The sequence below is a fragment of the Brevibacterium sp. BDJS002 genome (assembly GCF_028201555.1).
Lineage (GTDB): Bacteria > Actinomycetota > Actinomycetes > Actinomycetales > Brevibacteriaceae > Brevibacterium > Brevibacterium aurantiacum.
Map to the genome: position 1 here is coordinate 2,565,089 of NZ_CP116392.1, position 15,843 is coordinate 2,580,931.

The 15,843-nt window shown below is 62.1% G+C and carries 14 protein-coding genes and 1 tRNA gene; 6 read left to right on the top strand and 9 right to left on the bottom strand.

What is annotated here, in order from left to right:
- Nucleotides 1–2 precede the first annotated feature (2 nt).
- Together PGC08_RS11990 and PGC08_RS11995 are read left to right on the top strand one after the other, a co-directional pair.
- On the top strand, nucleotides 3–545 hold the full coding sequence (locus tag PGC08_RS11990) for a hypothetical protein (RefSeq protein ID WP_235351407.1): 543 nt from the start codon (nucleotides 3–5) through the stop codon (nucleotides 543–545).
- Nucleotides 542–1,747, top strand: a complete 1,206-nt coding sequence (locus tag PGC08_RS11995; RefSeq protein ID WP_271708481.1) for a polyprenyl synthetase family protein — start codon at nucleotides 542–544, stop codon at nucleotides 1,745–1,747. The genes PGC08_RS11990 and PGC08_RS11995 overlap by 4 nt, the downstream gene beginning before the upstream one ends.
- 33 nt (nucleotides 1,748–1,780) lie before the next feature.
- Here the strand turns inward: PGC08_RS11995 and PGC08_RS12000 are convergent, their stop codons facing one another.
- Nucleotides 1,781–2,131: an Rv2175c family DNA-binding protein gene (locus PGC08_RS12000; protein ID WP_198396418.1), complete on the bottom strand. Its 351-nt coding sequence runs from the start codon at nucleotides 2,129–2,131 to the stop codon at nucleotides 1,781–1,783.
- Between the two features lie 198 nt (nucleotides 2,132–2,329).
- On the opposite strand from PGC08_RS12000, the gene PGC08_RS12005 reads away from it, so the two are divergent.
- Both PGC08_RS12005 and PGC08_RS12010 read left to right on the top strand, forming a co-directional pair.
- Complete coding sequence (locus tag PGC08_RS12005; RefSeq protein ID WP_271708482.1) at nucleotides 2,330–3,406, top strand: lytic transglycosylase; 1,077 nt, start codon at nucleotides 2,330–2,332, stop codon at nucleotides 3,404–3,406.
- Nucleotides 3,403–5,463, top strand: coding sequence for a protein kinase domain-containing protein (locus PGC08_RS12010; protein WP_271708483.1), 2,061 nt, complete (start codon nucleotides 3,403–3,405; stop codon nucleotides 5,461–5,463). Before PGC08_RS12005 ends, PGC08_RS12010 begins: the two co-directional genes overlap by 4 nt.
- Before the next feature lie 143 nt (nucleotides 5,464–5,606).
- Here PGC08_RS12010 and PGC08_RS12015 read toward each other — a convergent pair whose 3' ends face one another.
- From PGC08_RS12015 to gcvH, 4 genes are read right to left on the bottom strand one after another with little or no spacing between them, the layout of a single operon-like run.
- On the bottom strand, nucleotides 5,607–7,001 hold the full coding sequence (locus tag PGC08_RS12015; protein WP_271708484.1) for a class II 3-deoxy-7-phosphoheptulonate synthase: 1,395 nt from the start codon (nucleotides 6,999–7,001) through the stop codon (nucleotides 5,607–5,609).
- A 10-nt stretch (nucleotides 7,002–7,011) separates the two neighbouring features.
- Nucleotides 7,012–7,497, bottom strand: coding sequence for a bifunctional nuclease family protein (locus PGC08_RS12020; RefSeq protein ID WP_009883118.1), 486 nt, complete (start codon nucleotides 7,495–7,497; stop codon nucleotides 7,012–7,014).
- Between the two features lie 10 nt (nucleotides 7,498–7,507).
- Nucleotides 7,508–8,494, bottom strand: coding sequence for an FHA domain-containing protein (locus tag PGC08_RS19425; protein WP_096147007.1), 987 nt, complete (start codon nucleotides 8,492–8,494; stop codon nucleotides 7,508–7,510).
- Nucleotides 8,494–8,898: a glycine cleavage system protein GcvH gene (gene gcvH, locus PGC08_RS12030; protein ID WP_009883116.1), complete on the bottom strand. Its 405-nt coding sequence runs from the start codon at nucleotides 8,896–8,898 to the stop codon at nucleotides 8,494–8,496. Before gcvH ends, PGC08_RS19425 begins: the two co-directional genes overlap by 1 nt.
- Before the next feature lie 232 nt (nucleotides 8,899–9,130).
- Between gcvH and PGC08_RS12035 the strand changes: the two genes are divergently transcribed.
- Nucleotides 9,131–9,204 (top strand) — tRNA-Pro (locus PGC08_RS12035).
- A gap of 118 nt (nucleotides 9,205–9,322) precedes the next feature.
- On the opposite strand, the gene PGC08_RS12040 is transcribed toward PGC08_RS12035, so the two are convergent.
- Both PGC08_RS12040 and PGC08_RS12045 read right to left on the bottom strand, forming a co-directional pair.
- A complete protein-coding gene (locus tag PGC08_RS12040; protein ID WP_271708485.1) occupies nucleotides 9,323–10,567 on the bottom strand; it encodes an MFS transporter in 1,245 nt (414 codons plus the stop codon).
- Entirely contained in the window at nucleotides 10,564–11,994 is a 1,431-nt protein-coding gene (locus PGC08_RS12045; RefSeq protein ID WP_271708486.1) for a sodium:proton antiporter, read from the bottom strand. The genes PGC08_RS12040 and PGC08_RS12045 overlap by 4 nt, the downstream gene beginning before the upstream one ends.
- 317 nt (nucleotides 11,995–12,311) lie before the next feature.
- Between PGC08_RS12045 and PGC08_RS12050 the strand changes: the two genes are divergently transcribed.
- Nucleotides 12,312–13,712, top strand: coding sequence for a sugar porter family MFS transporter (locus PGC08_RS12050; protein WP_096147025.1), 1,401 nt, complete (start codon nucleotides 12,312–12,314; stop codon nucleotides 13,710–13,712).
- Between the two features lie 52 nt (nucleotides 13,713–13,764).
- Here the strand turns inward: PGC08_RS12050 and PGC08_RS12055 are convergent, their stop codons facing one another.
- Nucleotides 13,765–14,265 (bottom strand): DedA family protein, encoded by a 501-nt coding sequence (locus tag PGC08_RS12055; protein WP_009883112.1) that lies wholly within the window; start codon nucleotides 14,263–14,265, stop codon nucleotides 13,765–13,767.
- 191 nt (nucleotides 14,266–14,456) lie between these two features.
- Nucleotides 14,457–15,671: a metal-dependent hydrolase family protein gene (locus PGC08_RS12060; protein ID WP_083248755.1), complete on the bottom strand. Its 1,215-nt coding sequence runs from the start codon at nucleotides 15,669–15,671 to the stop codon at nucleotides 14,457–14,459.
- Between the last annotated feature and the right edge of the window lie 172 nt (nucleotides 15,672–15,843).

Sequence of the window (15,843 nt, forward strand, 5' to 3'; positions counted from 1 at the left end):
TCATGGTAACGCGCGCCACTGTCATGACATTGCCCCTCGCCGCTGCTCTCGTCCTCGCAGGATGTTCGGGACCGGCCAACGAGGCGGCAGAAGGATCGCCCACTCCGGAGAAGACGCAGTCTTCGTCCGCAGCCTCGACGTCCGAAGGTTCGGAGGCCGCGAGCAGCGAACGCCCGAGCAAGGATTCCGAGGCTGCCTCCACCGACGTCGAAGATCTCCCGAAATACCTCAAGCCCTACCCGGACTCGACTGTGCTGTCGAGCGCCCGTGCGAAGGCCGAGAACGGAGCCGATTCAGGAAAGCTCGAAGAGGTCAGCCTGGTCATGAGCGCCAAGGCCGAACCCAAGGACATCTTCACGTTCTACTCCAAGGCATTGAAGAAGGCCGGATTCGAAACGTATGGCGACGAGATCAAGACGAAGAGCGCCCAGGTCGTGAACTTCCGACACAAGGACAATGAAGGTCTGCTCGTCGTCACAATCGCCAAGGATCCTTCAAAGAAGGCGAATTCGATCGTGACAGTCGGCGGGAACATCGTTCCATGATGGGTGCCGACTCTCCGTCTGCAGTTGAGGCGGAGACCGCGCAGACACCAGAGGCGTCCGGCCGGAAGAGCACCATCGAAGCCCTCAAGTCCCCCGAATCCATTGCCGCCGAGGTGTCGACGGGAATCGAAGGGTTCCTCGAATCGAAGGCGGCCGAGTTCCTCACGATCTCACCCGATGCGCACGACATCGGGCAGGCGCTCCTCGACTTCACACGGGGCGGGAAGATGATCCGCCCGGTCTTGCTGTGGTGGGGCTACCAGCTGGCAGCCGGAGACGATCCTGCAAGGGACAGCATGACCGGCAGTGTCGCCGAGGCCGCTGGTTCGCTCGAACTTCTCCATGCGGCCGCTCTCATCCATGACGACGTCATCGATCATTCCGATACGCGTCGCGGCAAGCCGGCATTGCATCGCCAATTCGAGTCCTATCACGCCGGACGCAGCTACCAAGGCGGAGCCGAGCCCTTCGGAATCGCGGCAGCCATCGTCATCGGAGACATCTGCCTCGCACTCAGCGAAGAGCTCTTCGAGAATTCCCAGACAGTCCTGGGCATTTCGCCCTTGGCACGAGACCTGCGTGCCACGCTCCGCAGGGACGTGATGGTCGGGCAGTACCTCGACGTCCTGGCCGAGGTGGTCCCGCTTGAGGACGAACGCATCGGCGACAGGGCATGGGAGGTTCTCAGCTACAAGTCCGCGAAGTATTCGGTCGAACAGCCGCTCCTTCTCGGTGCGGCCCTGGGCGGTGCCGACGAGGAACAGCTCGCGGAGATCTCCAAGTTCGGGCTACCGCTCGGGCAGGCATTCCAGCTTCGCGACGATGTACTCGGCATCTTCGGCGATCCCGTTGCCACCGGGAAACCGGCCGGCGATGACATCCGTGAGGGCAAACGCACCGTACTCATCGCCGAGAGCATGAAGAACCTTCGCCCGGAGCAGGTTCAGGTCATGGCAGAGCGTCTGGGAGACCCGAATCTCTCCGATGACGAGGTCGGCGAGTGCGTGGAGATGCTCACCGAATCGGGCGGCCTCGACGCTGTCGAATCCTTCATTCGGACCAAGTATGACGAAGCACTGTCCGTGGTCCGCGAATGGGCGGATAAAGGTGCCCACGCTGACACAGCACGGACAACGATCGGCGCCGCTGCCCAGAGGCAGCTCGAGGGGTTCGCCGAGTCTCTCAGCTATCGGACGAGCTGAGAGACCCTGCTGAACGACGAGAAGGCTGAGGGATCAGAAGGCCAGGGCCTGGGCCCGCCGTCTGACCTCTTTGCGATTGCCGGCCCGCAGCAGATCGATGGGACGCCCGGGCAGAGAATCATCCGGGGTGAACAGCCAGTGGATGGACTCACGATCGTCGAAGCCCGCGTCCCGCAATGTGCTCAGAGTGCCCTTCAACGGGGTCAGCACCGAGCCGTCGACGAAGAACGCCGTCGGCACCTGCATCACTTTGGGTGTCCCGTGCTTATAGCCGCAGATCGCACCGTCCTCCAAGAGCCTGCGCACTTGCATGATGCCAAGACCCGTCGACTCGGCGATATCTGGCAATGTGGCCCAATCCTGGACGAGTTCTTCCGTATTCACATCCTCAAGCCTAGCAATATTTGAGAGAAACACCCCGCCATGCGGAGTCGAATGCTCGGGTGCAGCCCGGGCACTCGATAGTCTGGAGTGTGAAACTTCCCCATCCGATATGAAGTCAACAGGTGACAGATGACACGTATGCGACGGAATCCTCAGGTGCCCGTTACCGCCGCTCCTGACATCCGTGCTGCTTCAAAGGTGAATTCCACCGGCCCCATCCCGGGACTCACCGACCCCATCCCCACGGATCAAGACAACGCTGACCTCGACTTCGCCGAGGCGGCCCCCTCCCCCCGTGCCGACGACCATGAGAGCTCCCCCGGCACACCGACCGACTCCCCAGCGTCATCATCGCAGGCTGCGCCGGGGCCGCAATGGACGTCTGGAACCAACGGTGAGACCATTCCGGTGACGCACGGCGGTCGCACCTACAAAACCAGAGAAGGCGACACTCTGTACGGAGTCGCCAGCAAACATGGCGTGTCCGTGCCCGCTCTGGCTGAGCTCAATCGCATCTCGCCGCGGCAGAATCTCCAGCAGGGTCAGGTGCTGTCCCTGCCTGAGAAGAACGACCTGCCCGATACCGACCCTTCGCATGTCGTCGCACCGGGCGAGACTCTGCCCGGAATCGCCGCCAGACATCAGATGTCGCCCGGCAGCCTGCGCCGTGCGAATTCGATGGGCGACGACTCGTTCCTCCAGGTCGGCGAGCTGCTGCTGCTCAGAGATTCGACGGCTCGACGGCATCGCACACCGCCCCAGCCACCGACCGATATTCCGCGCGTCGCCACGAGCGCACAGGTCGAAGGCATCAGACCCAATGTGCTCGCAGCCGCACGACTGAACAAATTCACACTCCTGCAGAGAACTCACCCGGCACCGGCCCAGGCTCGATTCATCGTTGCCTCAATCGCCGAGGAGCTCGGAGCCGACCCGGCACTCATGCAGGCCGTTGCCGCGCAGGAATCAGGTTTCCAGCACACCACTGTCTCGGCGGGGAATGCCATCGGCATCATGCAGGTCACTCCTCGATCGGGCAGGTGGGCCAGCGACATCGTAGGCCGCAGTCTCGATCTCCTTGATCTCGGCGACAACATCGTTGCGGGAACAGTCATCTTGGGATGGCTGATCGAAACTGCAGAATCGGAGAACGAGGCACTGGCGGGCTACTATCAGGACCTTCGCTCCGTGAGATCCGAGGGATTGCTGCCCGAGACGAAGGCCTTCGTCCGTGCCGTTCAGATGCAGCGACAGCGAATGCAGGAGGCGCTATGAGTGCCCGTACGGATCCGCTCATCGGCACCATTCTCAATGACCGGTACAGCATCGACGCGAAGATCGCGCGCGGTGGAATGGCGATGGTCTACCGCGGCACGGATCTGCGCCTTGACCGTGAGATCGCGATCAAGGTCATGCATGACCACCTCATCAGCGACGACACCTTCGTCGAACGGTTCCGACGCGAGGCCATCAACGCCGGACGGCTGACCCACCCGAATCTCGTGGCCATCCATGACCAGGCCCGCGACGGCGACACGGTCTATCTTGTGATGGAGTACCTGCCGTCGGTGACTCTGCGCCGCGAGCTCAAGCACCGGGGCACCTTCACTCCGCGTCAGGCGATCGTCGTCCTCGATGCGATCCTCGCAGCACTCGAAGCAGTCCATTCCACGGGAATCATCCATCGCGATCTCAAACCCGACAATGTCCTCCTCGGCACCGATGGTCAGGTCAAGCTCGCGGACTTCGGTTTGGCGCGCGCCGTCACCACCGCGACGACGACCAAGACCCTGATCGGCACTGTCGGATATGTGGCGCCTGAGCTCGTCACGCGGACTGGCGCGGATATCCGCACCGACCTCTACACGGTCGGCATCATGTTCTACGAGATGCTCACCGGGATGCAGCCCTATACGGATGAAGTCCCCATCCAGGTCGCCTATCGTCACGTACACGATTCCGTACCGCCTCCGTCAGACCAGGTCTCCGGACTGAGTCCGCGCCTTGACGCCCTGGTGCTGTGGGCGACGTCAAAGGATCCCGCCGACCGTCCCGATGACGCCGCGCAGTTCCGTCATGCCCTCGCCGAGGCCCGATCCGAGATGAGCGAGAGCGAACTCGACCTCGGCGACCCCAATGTCGTACCGGGTGAGCACTCCCCCAAGCTGACAGCGAGCATCGATCTGGGAGCTGAAGCTCCGAAGGAGAAGCGATCGCGCACCGACGAGATCCCCTACCTCGAGAACGACGAAGACAACGAGAACGCCGAGGCGAAGCACTCCGATACTGACACCGACGAAGAGTCTGGTGCGGCGGGGACAGCTGCAGCGGCTGGTGCCGCAGGCATCGGTGCGGCTGGTGCCGCTGCCGCCTCGAAGACAGACGATGCGGGGAGCTCCCCCGACGGTGCGTCCCAGGAGGCAACCGATCACGGTGACGAGAACAAACCCGCGCACGGCGAAGGCCAGGCCGACGACAAGACCGCAGTCACGGCGGCTGCAGGCACAGCCTCGGCGACTTCAGCACCAACCCGTCGACGCAGACGACGACTGGCTGCAACCGTCGGCGCTGCGTTGCTCGTGCTCGCCCTTGTGGCCTGGCTGGTCATCGCAAACCTTCCCGCGCCCACCTCGATCGTGCCGGCCCAGCTGGCGGGCAAGGACCTTGACAAGGTGACCTCGCAGATCGAGGACACCGGTCTCGACGCTCAGCCGAAGGAAGTCTTCGACGACAGCGTCCCAGCTGGTGTCGTCATCGGAACCGACCCGGTGGGCGGATCCGAACTTGCCCCGGACTCGACCGTCACGGTCGTCGTGTCCAAGGGCGAAGAGATGTTCGCTGTTCCCAAGCTCAAGGGTCTCAACGCCGACGAGGCTGAGGCCGCACTGAAGAAGGCCGAGTTGAAGCTCGGCAAGGTGGACGAAGAGTACAGCGACTCGGTCGACAACGACGATGTCATCTCAGCGTCGAAGAAGTCGGGCGAGGACCTGTCAAAGGGCACCGAGGTCGATCTCGTCGTGTCCAAGGGTGTCAAGCCGACCCCCGTGCCCAATGTCGAGGGCCTGACCTTCGAAGCCGCATATGCGACCTTGGCCAAACGCGGATTCCGTGTGGGCAAGGACGAGGTCTTCTCCGACGACATCCCCAAGGGCAAAGTGGTCTCACAGTGGCCGAAGAGCTCTGAGGCGAAGCCCTATGACTCTCTCATCATCGTCCGCGTCTCCAAGGGCAAAGAGAAGAAGGAAGAGTCCAAGGACGACAAGAAGGACGAGAAGAAGAAGGACGACAGCAAGGACAGCAAAAAGGACGAAGACAAAAAGAAAGAAGACTGATCTGATCGATCAGGGCCCTTCCCCGCTGCGGGTCTTTTTCTGAAGCCGAATGAAGTAACAGGTGGCCGTGCGATTCGTTCGCACGGCCACCTGTTTCGCTGTTGTCTAGAAGACGAGTCGACGCCTGTCAGCCGACACTCACATCAGTTACGACGAGTCAGGTACTCCGCGACCTGGAAGGCCATCTCGAGAGACTGGTCGTGATTGAGACGAGGATCGACGAGTGTCTCATAGCGACGGCGCAGGCCCTCGTCGTCGATCTCGGTCGCTCCGCCCATGATCTCTGTGACGTCGTCACCGGTGAGTTCGATGTGCAGTCCGCCCGGAATGGTCCCAGCTTCCTGATGGGCGCTGAAGAATCCTTCGACCTCGGCCATGACATCTTCGAACCGGCGGGTCTTGTACCCGGTATTCGAGGTGATGGTGTTGCCGTGCATCGGATCGCAGACCCAGGTCACGTGCGGCAGGCGGTCACCGACTCCGGCAAGCAGCTTCGGCAGCGCCTCGGTGATCCTCCCTGCACCCATGCGAGTAACGAATGTCAGTCGGCCGGGCTCGGCACTCGGGTCGAGCTTTTCAGCTAGTGCCAGTGCTTCGTCCGCGGTGGCCGTCGGACCGAGCTTGACCCCGATCGGATTGCGGACCTTCGACAGGAAGTCCACATGGGCTCCGTCGATGTCACGGGTGCGTTCGCCGATCCACAGGAAATGTCCGGACACGTCGTAGGCTTCACCTGTCCGCGAGTCGATCCGCGTCAGTGCACGTTCGTATTCGAGCAGAAGAGCCTCATGAGCGGCGTAGAATTCGGTGGTCCTCAACGCATCGAAGTCAGCTCCGCAAGCGTCCATGAAGCGGATGGCACGATCGATCTCGCGCGCAGTCTGCTCATAGCGCTGGTAGCCCGGGTTCGATGTCAGGAATCCGCGATTCCACTCGTGGACGAGTCGCAGGTCTGCGAAACCACCCTGAGTGAAGGCACGGATGAGATTGAGCGTGGACGCGGAGACGTGGTATCCCTGCAGCAGTCTCGCTGGATCGTGACGGCGTGACTCCTCGGTGAACTCATAGCCGTTGACGATGTCGCCGCGGTACGAGGGAAGCGTGACGCCGTCGCGCGTCTCCATATCCGCAGAGCGGGGCTTGGCGAACTGACCGGCCATGCGACCGATCTTGACGACGGGCATCGAACCGCCGTAGGTGAGCACCGCAGCCATCTGCAGCACAGTCTGGACTCGGGCGCGGATCTTGTCGGCCTGAGCACCGGCGAAGGACTCGGCACAGTCACCACCAGCAAGGACGAAGGCTTCACCTCGGGAGGCGGCTGCGATGCGCTGTTTGAGCACGTCGGCTTCTCCGGCGAAGATCAGCGGCGGAGAGTTGCGCAGGCTGGTCAGAGCCTCGTCGAGTGCTGGAGTATCAAGATAGGTCGGCTGCTGCTGCGGATCCATCTCACGCCAGGCATCGAGACCACTGAGGTCATTCGTGCCTGCTGGGGCGCTGTCTCTGTTGGCGAATACCGGATCGATATGGAAGCTCACAATCGTTCTTTCATGATGTTTCGGTACCGGTTTCGAAGTCCTCTGCCGAGACGTTGTCGAGGAAGTCCCTGAATTGGGCGACTTCCTCTTCGTCGGCTTCGGGTGCTTCGATTCCGGCGTCTTCGAGAAGTTCTGAATCGACGTAGACGGGACACTGAGCCGTGAGGGCCAGCGTCACTGCGTCGGAGGGACGTGCAGAGATCGACTTGCCATCGTTCGTGTGTAGCTCGGCCAGGAAGATCTGTCCGTCGCGGCCGGTGATCGTGACATCGGCCAACGACGTCTCATACGCTTCGAGAGTATCGAGCAGCAGCGCATGCGCCATCGGTCGCGGTGGGGTCAGTCCCCGCTGCGCAATCGAGAGTGCATTGGCTTCGATGGCACCCACCCAGATGGGCAGGTAGTAGGCAGGCTCAGTGGCTTTGAGCAAAAGGATCGGCTGGTTGGCAGGCATCTCGATGCGAACACCAACAACCTCAACTTCAATGTTTGACATTATCCCCCGGTCAGGAGCGCGGACGCTGCTGGAAAATCATCCGGAACTTGCCGATCTGCACATCGGCTCCGTTCTGCAATTCAATGGAATCGATGAGCTGACGACCCACGTAGGTTCCGTTGAGTGAGCCTGTGTCGCGCAGTGTGAAACCACTTGGAGTCCGAATGAATTCAGCATGCTTGCGCGAAACGGTGACATCGTCAAGGAAGATATCAGCGTTCGGACTGCGACCCACGGTCACCACATCAGTGTCGAGCAGAATCTGTGAACCCGAGTCCGGGCCCGAAACGACGACGAGAAGCGCATCCGTGTCCTGCAGACCTTCAAGGTCGGGCACAGGGTGGATCTCACCGGTATGCGGATCCAGGATCCCCTGGAACTGCTGGTTACCGGAGTCGCCGGAGACCGGCTCATCGTTGCGATACTGCTGCTCCTGGCCGCCGTACTGCGGCTGATTGCCGTACTGCTGACCCTGGCTGCCGTACTGCTGTCCCTGGCTGCCATACTGCGGCTGATTACCCTGACCGTTGGGATCCTGCGGTCCATAGTTACCATCCTGAGGCTGATTGCCCTGGGGAGGATACTGGCCCTGATTCGGCTGCTGATAGCCCGGCTGCTGGCCCTGGCTCCCGTTGTACTGACCCTGCTGTCCAGCGTTGTACTGACCGTACTGAGCATCATTGCGCTGCGGAGCATTGCCGTACTGCGGAGCCTGCGGTCCGTTGTTCACCGGAGCCTGCCCGTAGGGAGGCGTCTCCTGCGGAGCCGGCCTGCCCTGAGACTGCTGAGGCGGTGCATAGTTCTGCTGGCCGTTTCCCTGGCTGCCTCCGTTGTGCTGACCGTAGGGATCGACTTGCGGGTTATGGCGAGTCTCGGGTCCCGAAGCGTCGTCACCGTTTCCGGCGCCGAATGGGAACCTCTTCGACTGCGGCACCTGACCGTTGTCATACCAGGTCTGCGAGGGGTTGGGACGACCTTGATCGTTGTTCTGCGACATTACGCCTCCTCGCTCTGAATGAGCTCTTTGTACTGCTCGACGTCCATCAGCGCTTCGACTTGCTGCGGATCACTGAGTTCAACGAGATACATCCAACCGTCTTGGAACGGGGAGGTATTCACGGTTTCGGGGGCGTCGTCGAGTCCCTCGTTGACCTCGGTGATGGAACCGGACACGGGTGCAATGAGATCGGACACGCTCTTCGTGCTCTCGACCTCGCCGCAGGATTCTCCAGCAGTGGTCTTATCGCCGACTTCAGGAAGATCGACATACACGACGTCACCCAGCTGCTCTTGGGCAAAATCGGTGATACCCACGCGGACAACCGCACTGTTCTCCGTGGTCTCGACCCATTCGTGGTCGCGCGAGTATCGCAAGGACACTGGATAATCCAGGTTTGCCATGTCGACTCCTCTTAGCTTGTTGGTCCTCCAAGCATAGCCGCCTGGGGTGCTTTCATAACAATCACGAAACAGAAATGTTACCGATCCTCGGTACCAGTCCAGGCTTACACCCGTCTCTCACATGACTACCAGGGATGATACTCGTTTTTTCATGGTCACGAAACGCAATTTTGGCACTTGGCCGGGGATCGTTATAGGCTGGGTCTCGTTGCTTTCCGAAGCAGCACGGAAACGGGCTATAGCGCAGCTTGGTAGCGCGCTTCACTGGGGGTGAAGAGGTCGTGGGTTCAAATCCCGCTAGCCCGACCGTTGTGATGTGTCGCGACATCGTTCACTCGATGTCGCGGCACATTTCTCATTTCTGACCCGGCCGTCCACAATTTGGTGGCCGCAATACCGAACAGCCGCAATGCCGCTCAGCCGCTCAGTCTGAACGCAACGGCCTTCCGCCTAGTCGACCAGCGAAGACCATGGTGACGGCACCGATGACGATCAGGACCGACAGTCCCCACCGCAGATTGCCGAGACCGGCGATGACTCCGACCAATGGACTCGTCCCCAGGAAGCCGATTCTCATGATCCAGTTCACCAAGGTGACGCCTCCGGCCCGCCCCACTCCCGGAAGGTGGGCTGCGGCACCGAGAGCACCCGGGACGAGAGTGGCCGAGCCATATCCCATCATGCCGAGGCCGACCAACAGCTGGATCGGCTCGAACGCGGTGACTGCCCCGAGTCCGCCGAGGGCGATGAGTCCCCCGCCGAGGCGAGCGATCCGACCGGACCCGAATCGCTGAACTAGGATGTCGCCGCTGAAGCGGCCCAGGCATTGGCTGCCTATGACCACGCTGAAGGCGATTCCAGCTGTCGCAGCAGACATCCCGCTGAACTCGACAGCAGCCAACGCCGACCAATTGTTCGCTATGTCCTCGACCGCGGTGCCGCAGATGGCAACGACGGCCAAGGGCAGTGCCATGAGCAGAATGGCACGCCTCGAACTGGGTTGCTTCGCCCCTGCGCCTTCGCTGGAACCTGCCTCCGCGCTGGGACCGGCATCAACCTCGGCGATGTCATCGATACTGGAAGTCGCAGAACTGCTGCGAAGAACGGCATCGCCGATCAGTCGACGAGCGAGCAGGATCACGATGATGGATGCCACCGTGATCAGTGCCAGGTGGAGTCTCATGTCCATGGCATTGGCAGCGGCGATCGTGGCGAGGGCACCGCTGACGAGTCCGCCCAAGCTCCACAGCGCGTGCATAGACGAGAGGATGACGCGCGCCAGACTCTCCTGCACCCCGATGCCGACAACGTTCTGGGCCACGTCCACAATGGCATCGAAGAAGCCGACGAGGAACAGGCAGATGGCCATCATCCACCCGTTGACCGACCACGCCGTGGTGGCAGCCGACAGGCCCAGCAGCACGGTGCCGCCGACGACGACGGCGTTGGCTCCGAACCGTGAGATGAGGTGCGCCGGTACGACTGAGGAGACGATCGCGCCGAGCGCGAACGAGGCGACGACGAGCCCGAACTCCCAGGAGCTCAGCCCCAGCCGCTGGACCAGCAGCGGATACCACGGCAGCAGCGCCGCGAACACGAAACCATTGCAGCTGAAATAGAGCCCGACGCCGGTGATCGCGCGGGCACCGGCGCTGGGCCGAGGGCTCATTGGCCGGGCTCACTCGCCTGGTCGTTCGAGCCTGTTCCCTTCATCGCCTCGAGCCTGCCCTGCCGCATATTCAGACCCGCGCGTCCGAGCACAAGCAGAGTCACCAGCACGCCGAGGAGCTTCCACCACAGGCCGTCGGTCATGAACAGCAGCACCATCGCGGCCAGAATCGGAACCAGGTGGGTCATCGACCATCCGACGTACCCGCCGAAGCTGGGCATCGTCACGTTGGCCGAGTCAGCAACGGATTTCACCATGAAGTTCGGCCCATTGCCGATGTAGGTGATCGCCCCGCCCATGACAGCGCCCAGAGACACGGCGATCAGCAGAGTTTCGGCGACGCCTGCCACTCGGGGCTCCCCCGGCACCTGAGAGGCCATTTCGAAGAACGTCACATACGTCGGAGCATTGTCGAGCACCGAGGAGAGCCCACCGGTGAATACGAAGAGTGAGATCTCATTGAGCGGAATCCGATGCGCAATCTGACCGAGGTAGGCCAGTGCGGGCATCATCGTGAGGAAGATGCCGATGAATAGCGCCCCGACCTCCAGAATCGGCGTCCACGTGAACTTGTTGAGATTGAACCGTGCACCGCGGTCTCCGAACAGGAATGATGCGAGTGCCGCGGCGAGCATCACGATTTCTCGCCAGGGAACGAATTGGGCGAGGCTTGCGTGCCCGGATTCGACCGCATGCATGTCGATCGAGGGGATGAACGCGACGGCGATGATGATCACGGCAAGATAGACGAGTCCGCTCGCCCCGCGCAGTCCGAGTTTGGTGGCGTATTCCGCGTCCTTCGCCAGCGCCTCGGCGGGTTCCTTCGCATACATTTTGCGATCCAGGACATAGAAGCTGATGAGCAGCAGCGAGTTGACGAAGAGCCAATAGGGCCACAGTCCGAACGTCCATTCGAAGGGCACACCGCGCAGCATTCCGAGGAACAGCGGCGGGTCGCCCAGTGGGGTCAGCAGGCCTCCGCAGTTGGCCACGATGAAGATCGTGTAGACGACGGTGTGGGTCCGGTGCTTGCGGTCTTGGTTCGTGTTGAGGATCGGGCGGATGAGGAGCATGGCCGCTCCGGTGGTGCCGATGAACGATGCCAGCACCCCGCCGACTGCCAGGAAGATCGTGTTGTTCTTCGGGGTCGCCTTGATGTCACCGACGAGGAAGATTCCTCCCGAGGCGACGAACAGGCTCCCGACCAAGACGATGAACTGGAAGTACTCCACCAGAGCGTGGGAGACAGTGGAACCGGCTCCGCCGATGACGAACCACACGGCGATGGGAACACCGAGGATCAGTGCCACGGTGAGTTTGACGAGATTGCGGTCCCAGATCTTCTCGGTGGCAGGAATGAGCGGCAGGACCGCAATGCATCCCAAGAGCAGAACGAAGGGGATGATACTCCACCAGGCAACAGCCATGCGGCGGTCCCTTTCTCATAGTGGTGATGACGAGTTCCACCGAGCTCGTCGACTGTGACGTGGCACTTACTCTACTGACATTTCGGCTCCGCTCCCCGCAGTCGCCCATTTCTCGTACAGTCGGTCCTTTCGGACAGTCGGGCTTCTCAGGCAGTCGTGTGCCGGACTTCCTCTCAGTGGCATACCCTGGGGTGCAGCTCATCGACATCGCATTCGCACCAGGTGCCGAATGTCATTCACAGGAGGAGTCCCACTTGTCTCAGAACGATTCATCCCCCGACGGCAGACTGCACGGTCGAGAACGGGTGAACTCCCGCATCGTCGGAATCTCGCTGGCCGCCGCCTTGGGCGGATTCCTCTTCGGATTCGACACTGCCGTCATCAACGGCGCCGTCGACGCCTTGGCCGAGGAGTTCGCGCTCAGCGCCGGGGTGAAGGGCTTCGCAGTCTCCTCAGCCCTGCTGGCGTGCGCGCTCGGAGCCTGGTTCGCGGGCAACCTGGCCAATCGCTATGGCCGCCTCCCGGTCATGGTCGTCGCGGCAATCCTGTTCCTTGCCTCTGCCATCGGATCGGGCTTGGCCTTCGGCGTCACCGACCTCATCATCTGGCGCATGGTCGGCGGTCTCGGTGTGGGTGCCGCGTCCGTCATCGCCCCTGCCTACATCGCCGAGGTGTCTCCCGCCCGAGTGCGCGGTCGACTCGGTTCTCTGCAGCAGCTGGCGATCGTGACCGGCATCTTCGCCGCGCTCCTGTCGAATGCCCTGCTGGCATCCCTGTCCGGCGGTGCCGCCGATCCCCTGTGGTTCGGCATCGAGACCTGGCGCTGGATGTTCATGGTCGAGGCTGTGCCCGCGCTGGTCTACGGGCTCATGGCTCTGGGGCTGCCCGAGTCCCCACGGTTCCTGGTCGCCCGCGGCAGAGAGGATGAGGCTGCTCGGGTTCTGCGCGTCTTCACCGGCGTCACCGACACGGATTCGCTCATCGAACGCATCCGCGATTCGATCCGTCGCGAGGACAAAGAGTCCTTCAAGGACCTCATAGGCCGCCGGTTCGGACTCAAGCCGATCGTTTGGATCGGAATCCTGCTGTCCGTGTTCCAGCAGTTCGTCGGCATCAACGTCATCTTCTACTACTCCACGACGCTGTGGAAGTCAGTCGGGTTCGACGAATCCAGTGCCCTTCTGACCTCGGTCATCACCTCGGTGACGAATATCGTCGTGACGATCGTCGCGATTCTCCTCGTCGACAGAGTCGGGCGTCGGAAGATGCTCTTGGCCGGTTCGTTCCTGATGGGAATCTCATTGGCGATGATGGCGGTGTCGTTCTCGTTCGCCGAGCTCACCACGGCTACCGACGGCACCACCAGCGCACAGCTGGGTGCGCCGTGGTCGATCATCGCACTGATCTCAGCGAACGTGTTCGTCGTCGGATTCGGTGCCACCTGGGGTCCCCTGGTGTGGGTGCTGCTGGGAGAGATGTTCCCCAATCGGATTCGGGCCGGTGCGCTTGCCGTGGCCGCCGCAGCCCAGTGGATCGCGAACTTCGCCATCTCGACGACGTTCCCGATCTTCGCCGATATCAGCCTGACCTTCGCCTATGGCTTCTACGCGTTCTTCGCGGTGCTGTCGTTCTTCTTCGTCTGGTGGAAGGTGCCGGAGACGAAGGGCATCGAGTTGGAGGACATGACCGAGGATCTCCCGGTTCGCCCGCGCGACTGAGTTCGCCGAGGTGGCTCGCCGTTCAGGGGACCGCGCCGAGGTGGCTCGCCGTTCAGGCCGAGCCGTTGGCGGCGTGCTCGGGCTTCTCGTCCTTCTTCTTCAGACCGACGACGAGTCCGACGATCGCCAGCGCGAAGCAGGCGCCCAGACCGACGGTCAGGCCCGGCTCCGCGTTGTAGGCGGTGGCCAGGGCCTTGAAACCGATGAGACCGACGGTCGAGTAGATCAATGCCCACAGCGAGCCGCCGACGACGAGCGCGGGAATGTAGCGGCGATAGCTCATGCCGCTGGTTCCCGCTGCCAGGTTGAGAACGGTCTGCACCCCGATCATCAGGAAGCTCAAGGCGATCACCGGGGCGCCGAAGCGTTCGATCATGGCCTCGGCCTTGCGGTACTTCGGTCCCGACATGATCGTGTCGATGCGTTCGATCTTCCTGATTCCCTTGCGCGCCAAGCGCCCCAGGAGGAAGGTCCCTCCGGCACGGGCCAAAATGATGCCGAAGAGAATGAGCCACGTGACGCCGATGGGAAACGTCCAGTCCAGAGGGTTCATCGCATATCGACGCCTCTGCCAACGTCCCGGGTGCTGTCCCTGCCATTGGCGCTGCACGGATGGTTTCGATTGCTCACGCCGCAATTGTACGCCAGGTGAGGTTAGTCTCCCCTCACCTGGCGTGCACGGTCAGCGTCTTGAGCCGGTCTCCGCGGACGGACGCCAGCCTCCTCAGACGAACTCCAGCCTCCTCAGACGAGTGCGCCGCCCAGATGAACCGAACTGACACGGGACTCGATTCCCCTGACGTCTGCGGTGCTGAGATCACCATCGACGACGACAAGGTCGGCGAGCGCATCTGCCTCGATCCGCCCGACGTTGTCATGGCCGAGCAGCTCAGCCGCAATGGATGTGCCGGCCGCCAGAGCTTCGGTGGTGGATAGGCCGACCTCGGCGAGGAGGCTGATCTCTTCGAGGTTCTCCCCATGCGGGCCGACACCGGCATCGGTGCCCATCGCAATCCTGACCCCAGCCTCATGGGCCTTCGTGATCGACGCATAGTGGGATTCGATGACTGAGTGGGCCTTGTCGACCACGGACTGCGGCAGTGCTGAACCCGCCTCGGCGGCCTTGATCACTGCCTGCGGAGCCTGCAGGGTCGGGACCAGGAAGGTGCCGTTCTCGAGCATCAGGTCGATGGCTTCATCGTCGAGGTAGATGCCGTGCTCGATGGAGCGCACCCCCGCACGGACCGCGTTCTTGATTCCTGGGGCACCCTGCGCATGGGACATGACGTGAGCACCCTGGGCAGCCGCCTCGGCGACGATGACTGCGATTTCGGCCTCTGTGAACTGGGAGTGACGGGGATCATCACGGGGCGAGAGCACGCCGCCGGTCGAGCAGATCTTGATGTGATCGGCACCGGCTCGCAGCAGCTCACGGGTCTTGCGCTGCACTCCTTCGAGACCATCGGCCACGCCCGAGGGCCGACCAGGGTGAGGGGCGAGGAAGGGCGAATCGGCGCCCGAGACCAGGTGGAAATCACCGTGCCCACCCGTCTGGGACATGATGTTCACCGCAATCGACATCCGTGGCCCGCGAACGATGCCCGTCTCGACTGCCACCTTCGCCCCGAGATCGGTGCCGCCGGCATCGCGGACAGTGGTCACTCCGCCCTTGAGCGTCTTCTCCATATTGTCCACGGAGTTGTAGAACTGCAGCGAGAACGGGTCATGGAATGACGAGGAGTTGCTGGCACCCGTGCTCATCAGGTGCACGTGGCAGTCGATGACGCCGGGAATGACCGTCTTGCCCGCACAGTCGATATAGGTGTCCCCGGCATCATGCGAGCCCTGGCCGCCCTCGGTGACGGCGACGATCGCTCCCCCGTCGACGACGATGTCGCGCACTCCCGCCAGGAATCGGAATCCGTCGAAGACCTTGGCGTTCTTGAAGACTGTGACCATTGAATCTCTCCTCGTCATTGAAAATCGTTCGGGTGACGTGCCTCACGCCCGCACTTCAGCTCTATCACGGACATCTGCGTCTCGTCATGCTGTGGTTCAACCGTCATGCTGTGGTTCAGCCGTCGTGCTGTGGTTCACACAATAGTGAAGGGTCTTGCACCATAGTGAAGAT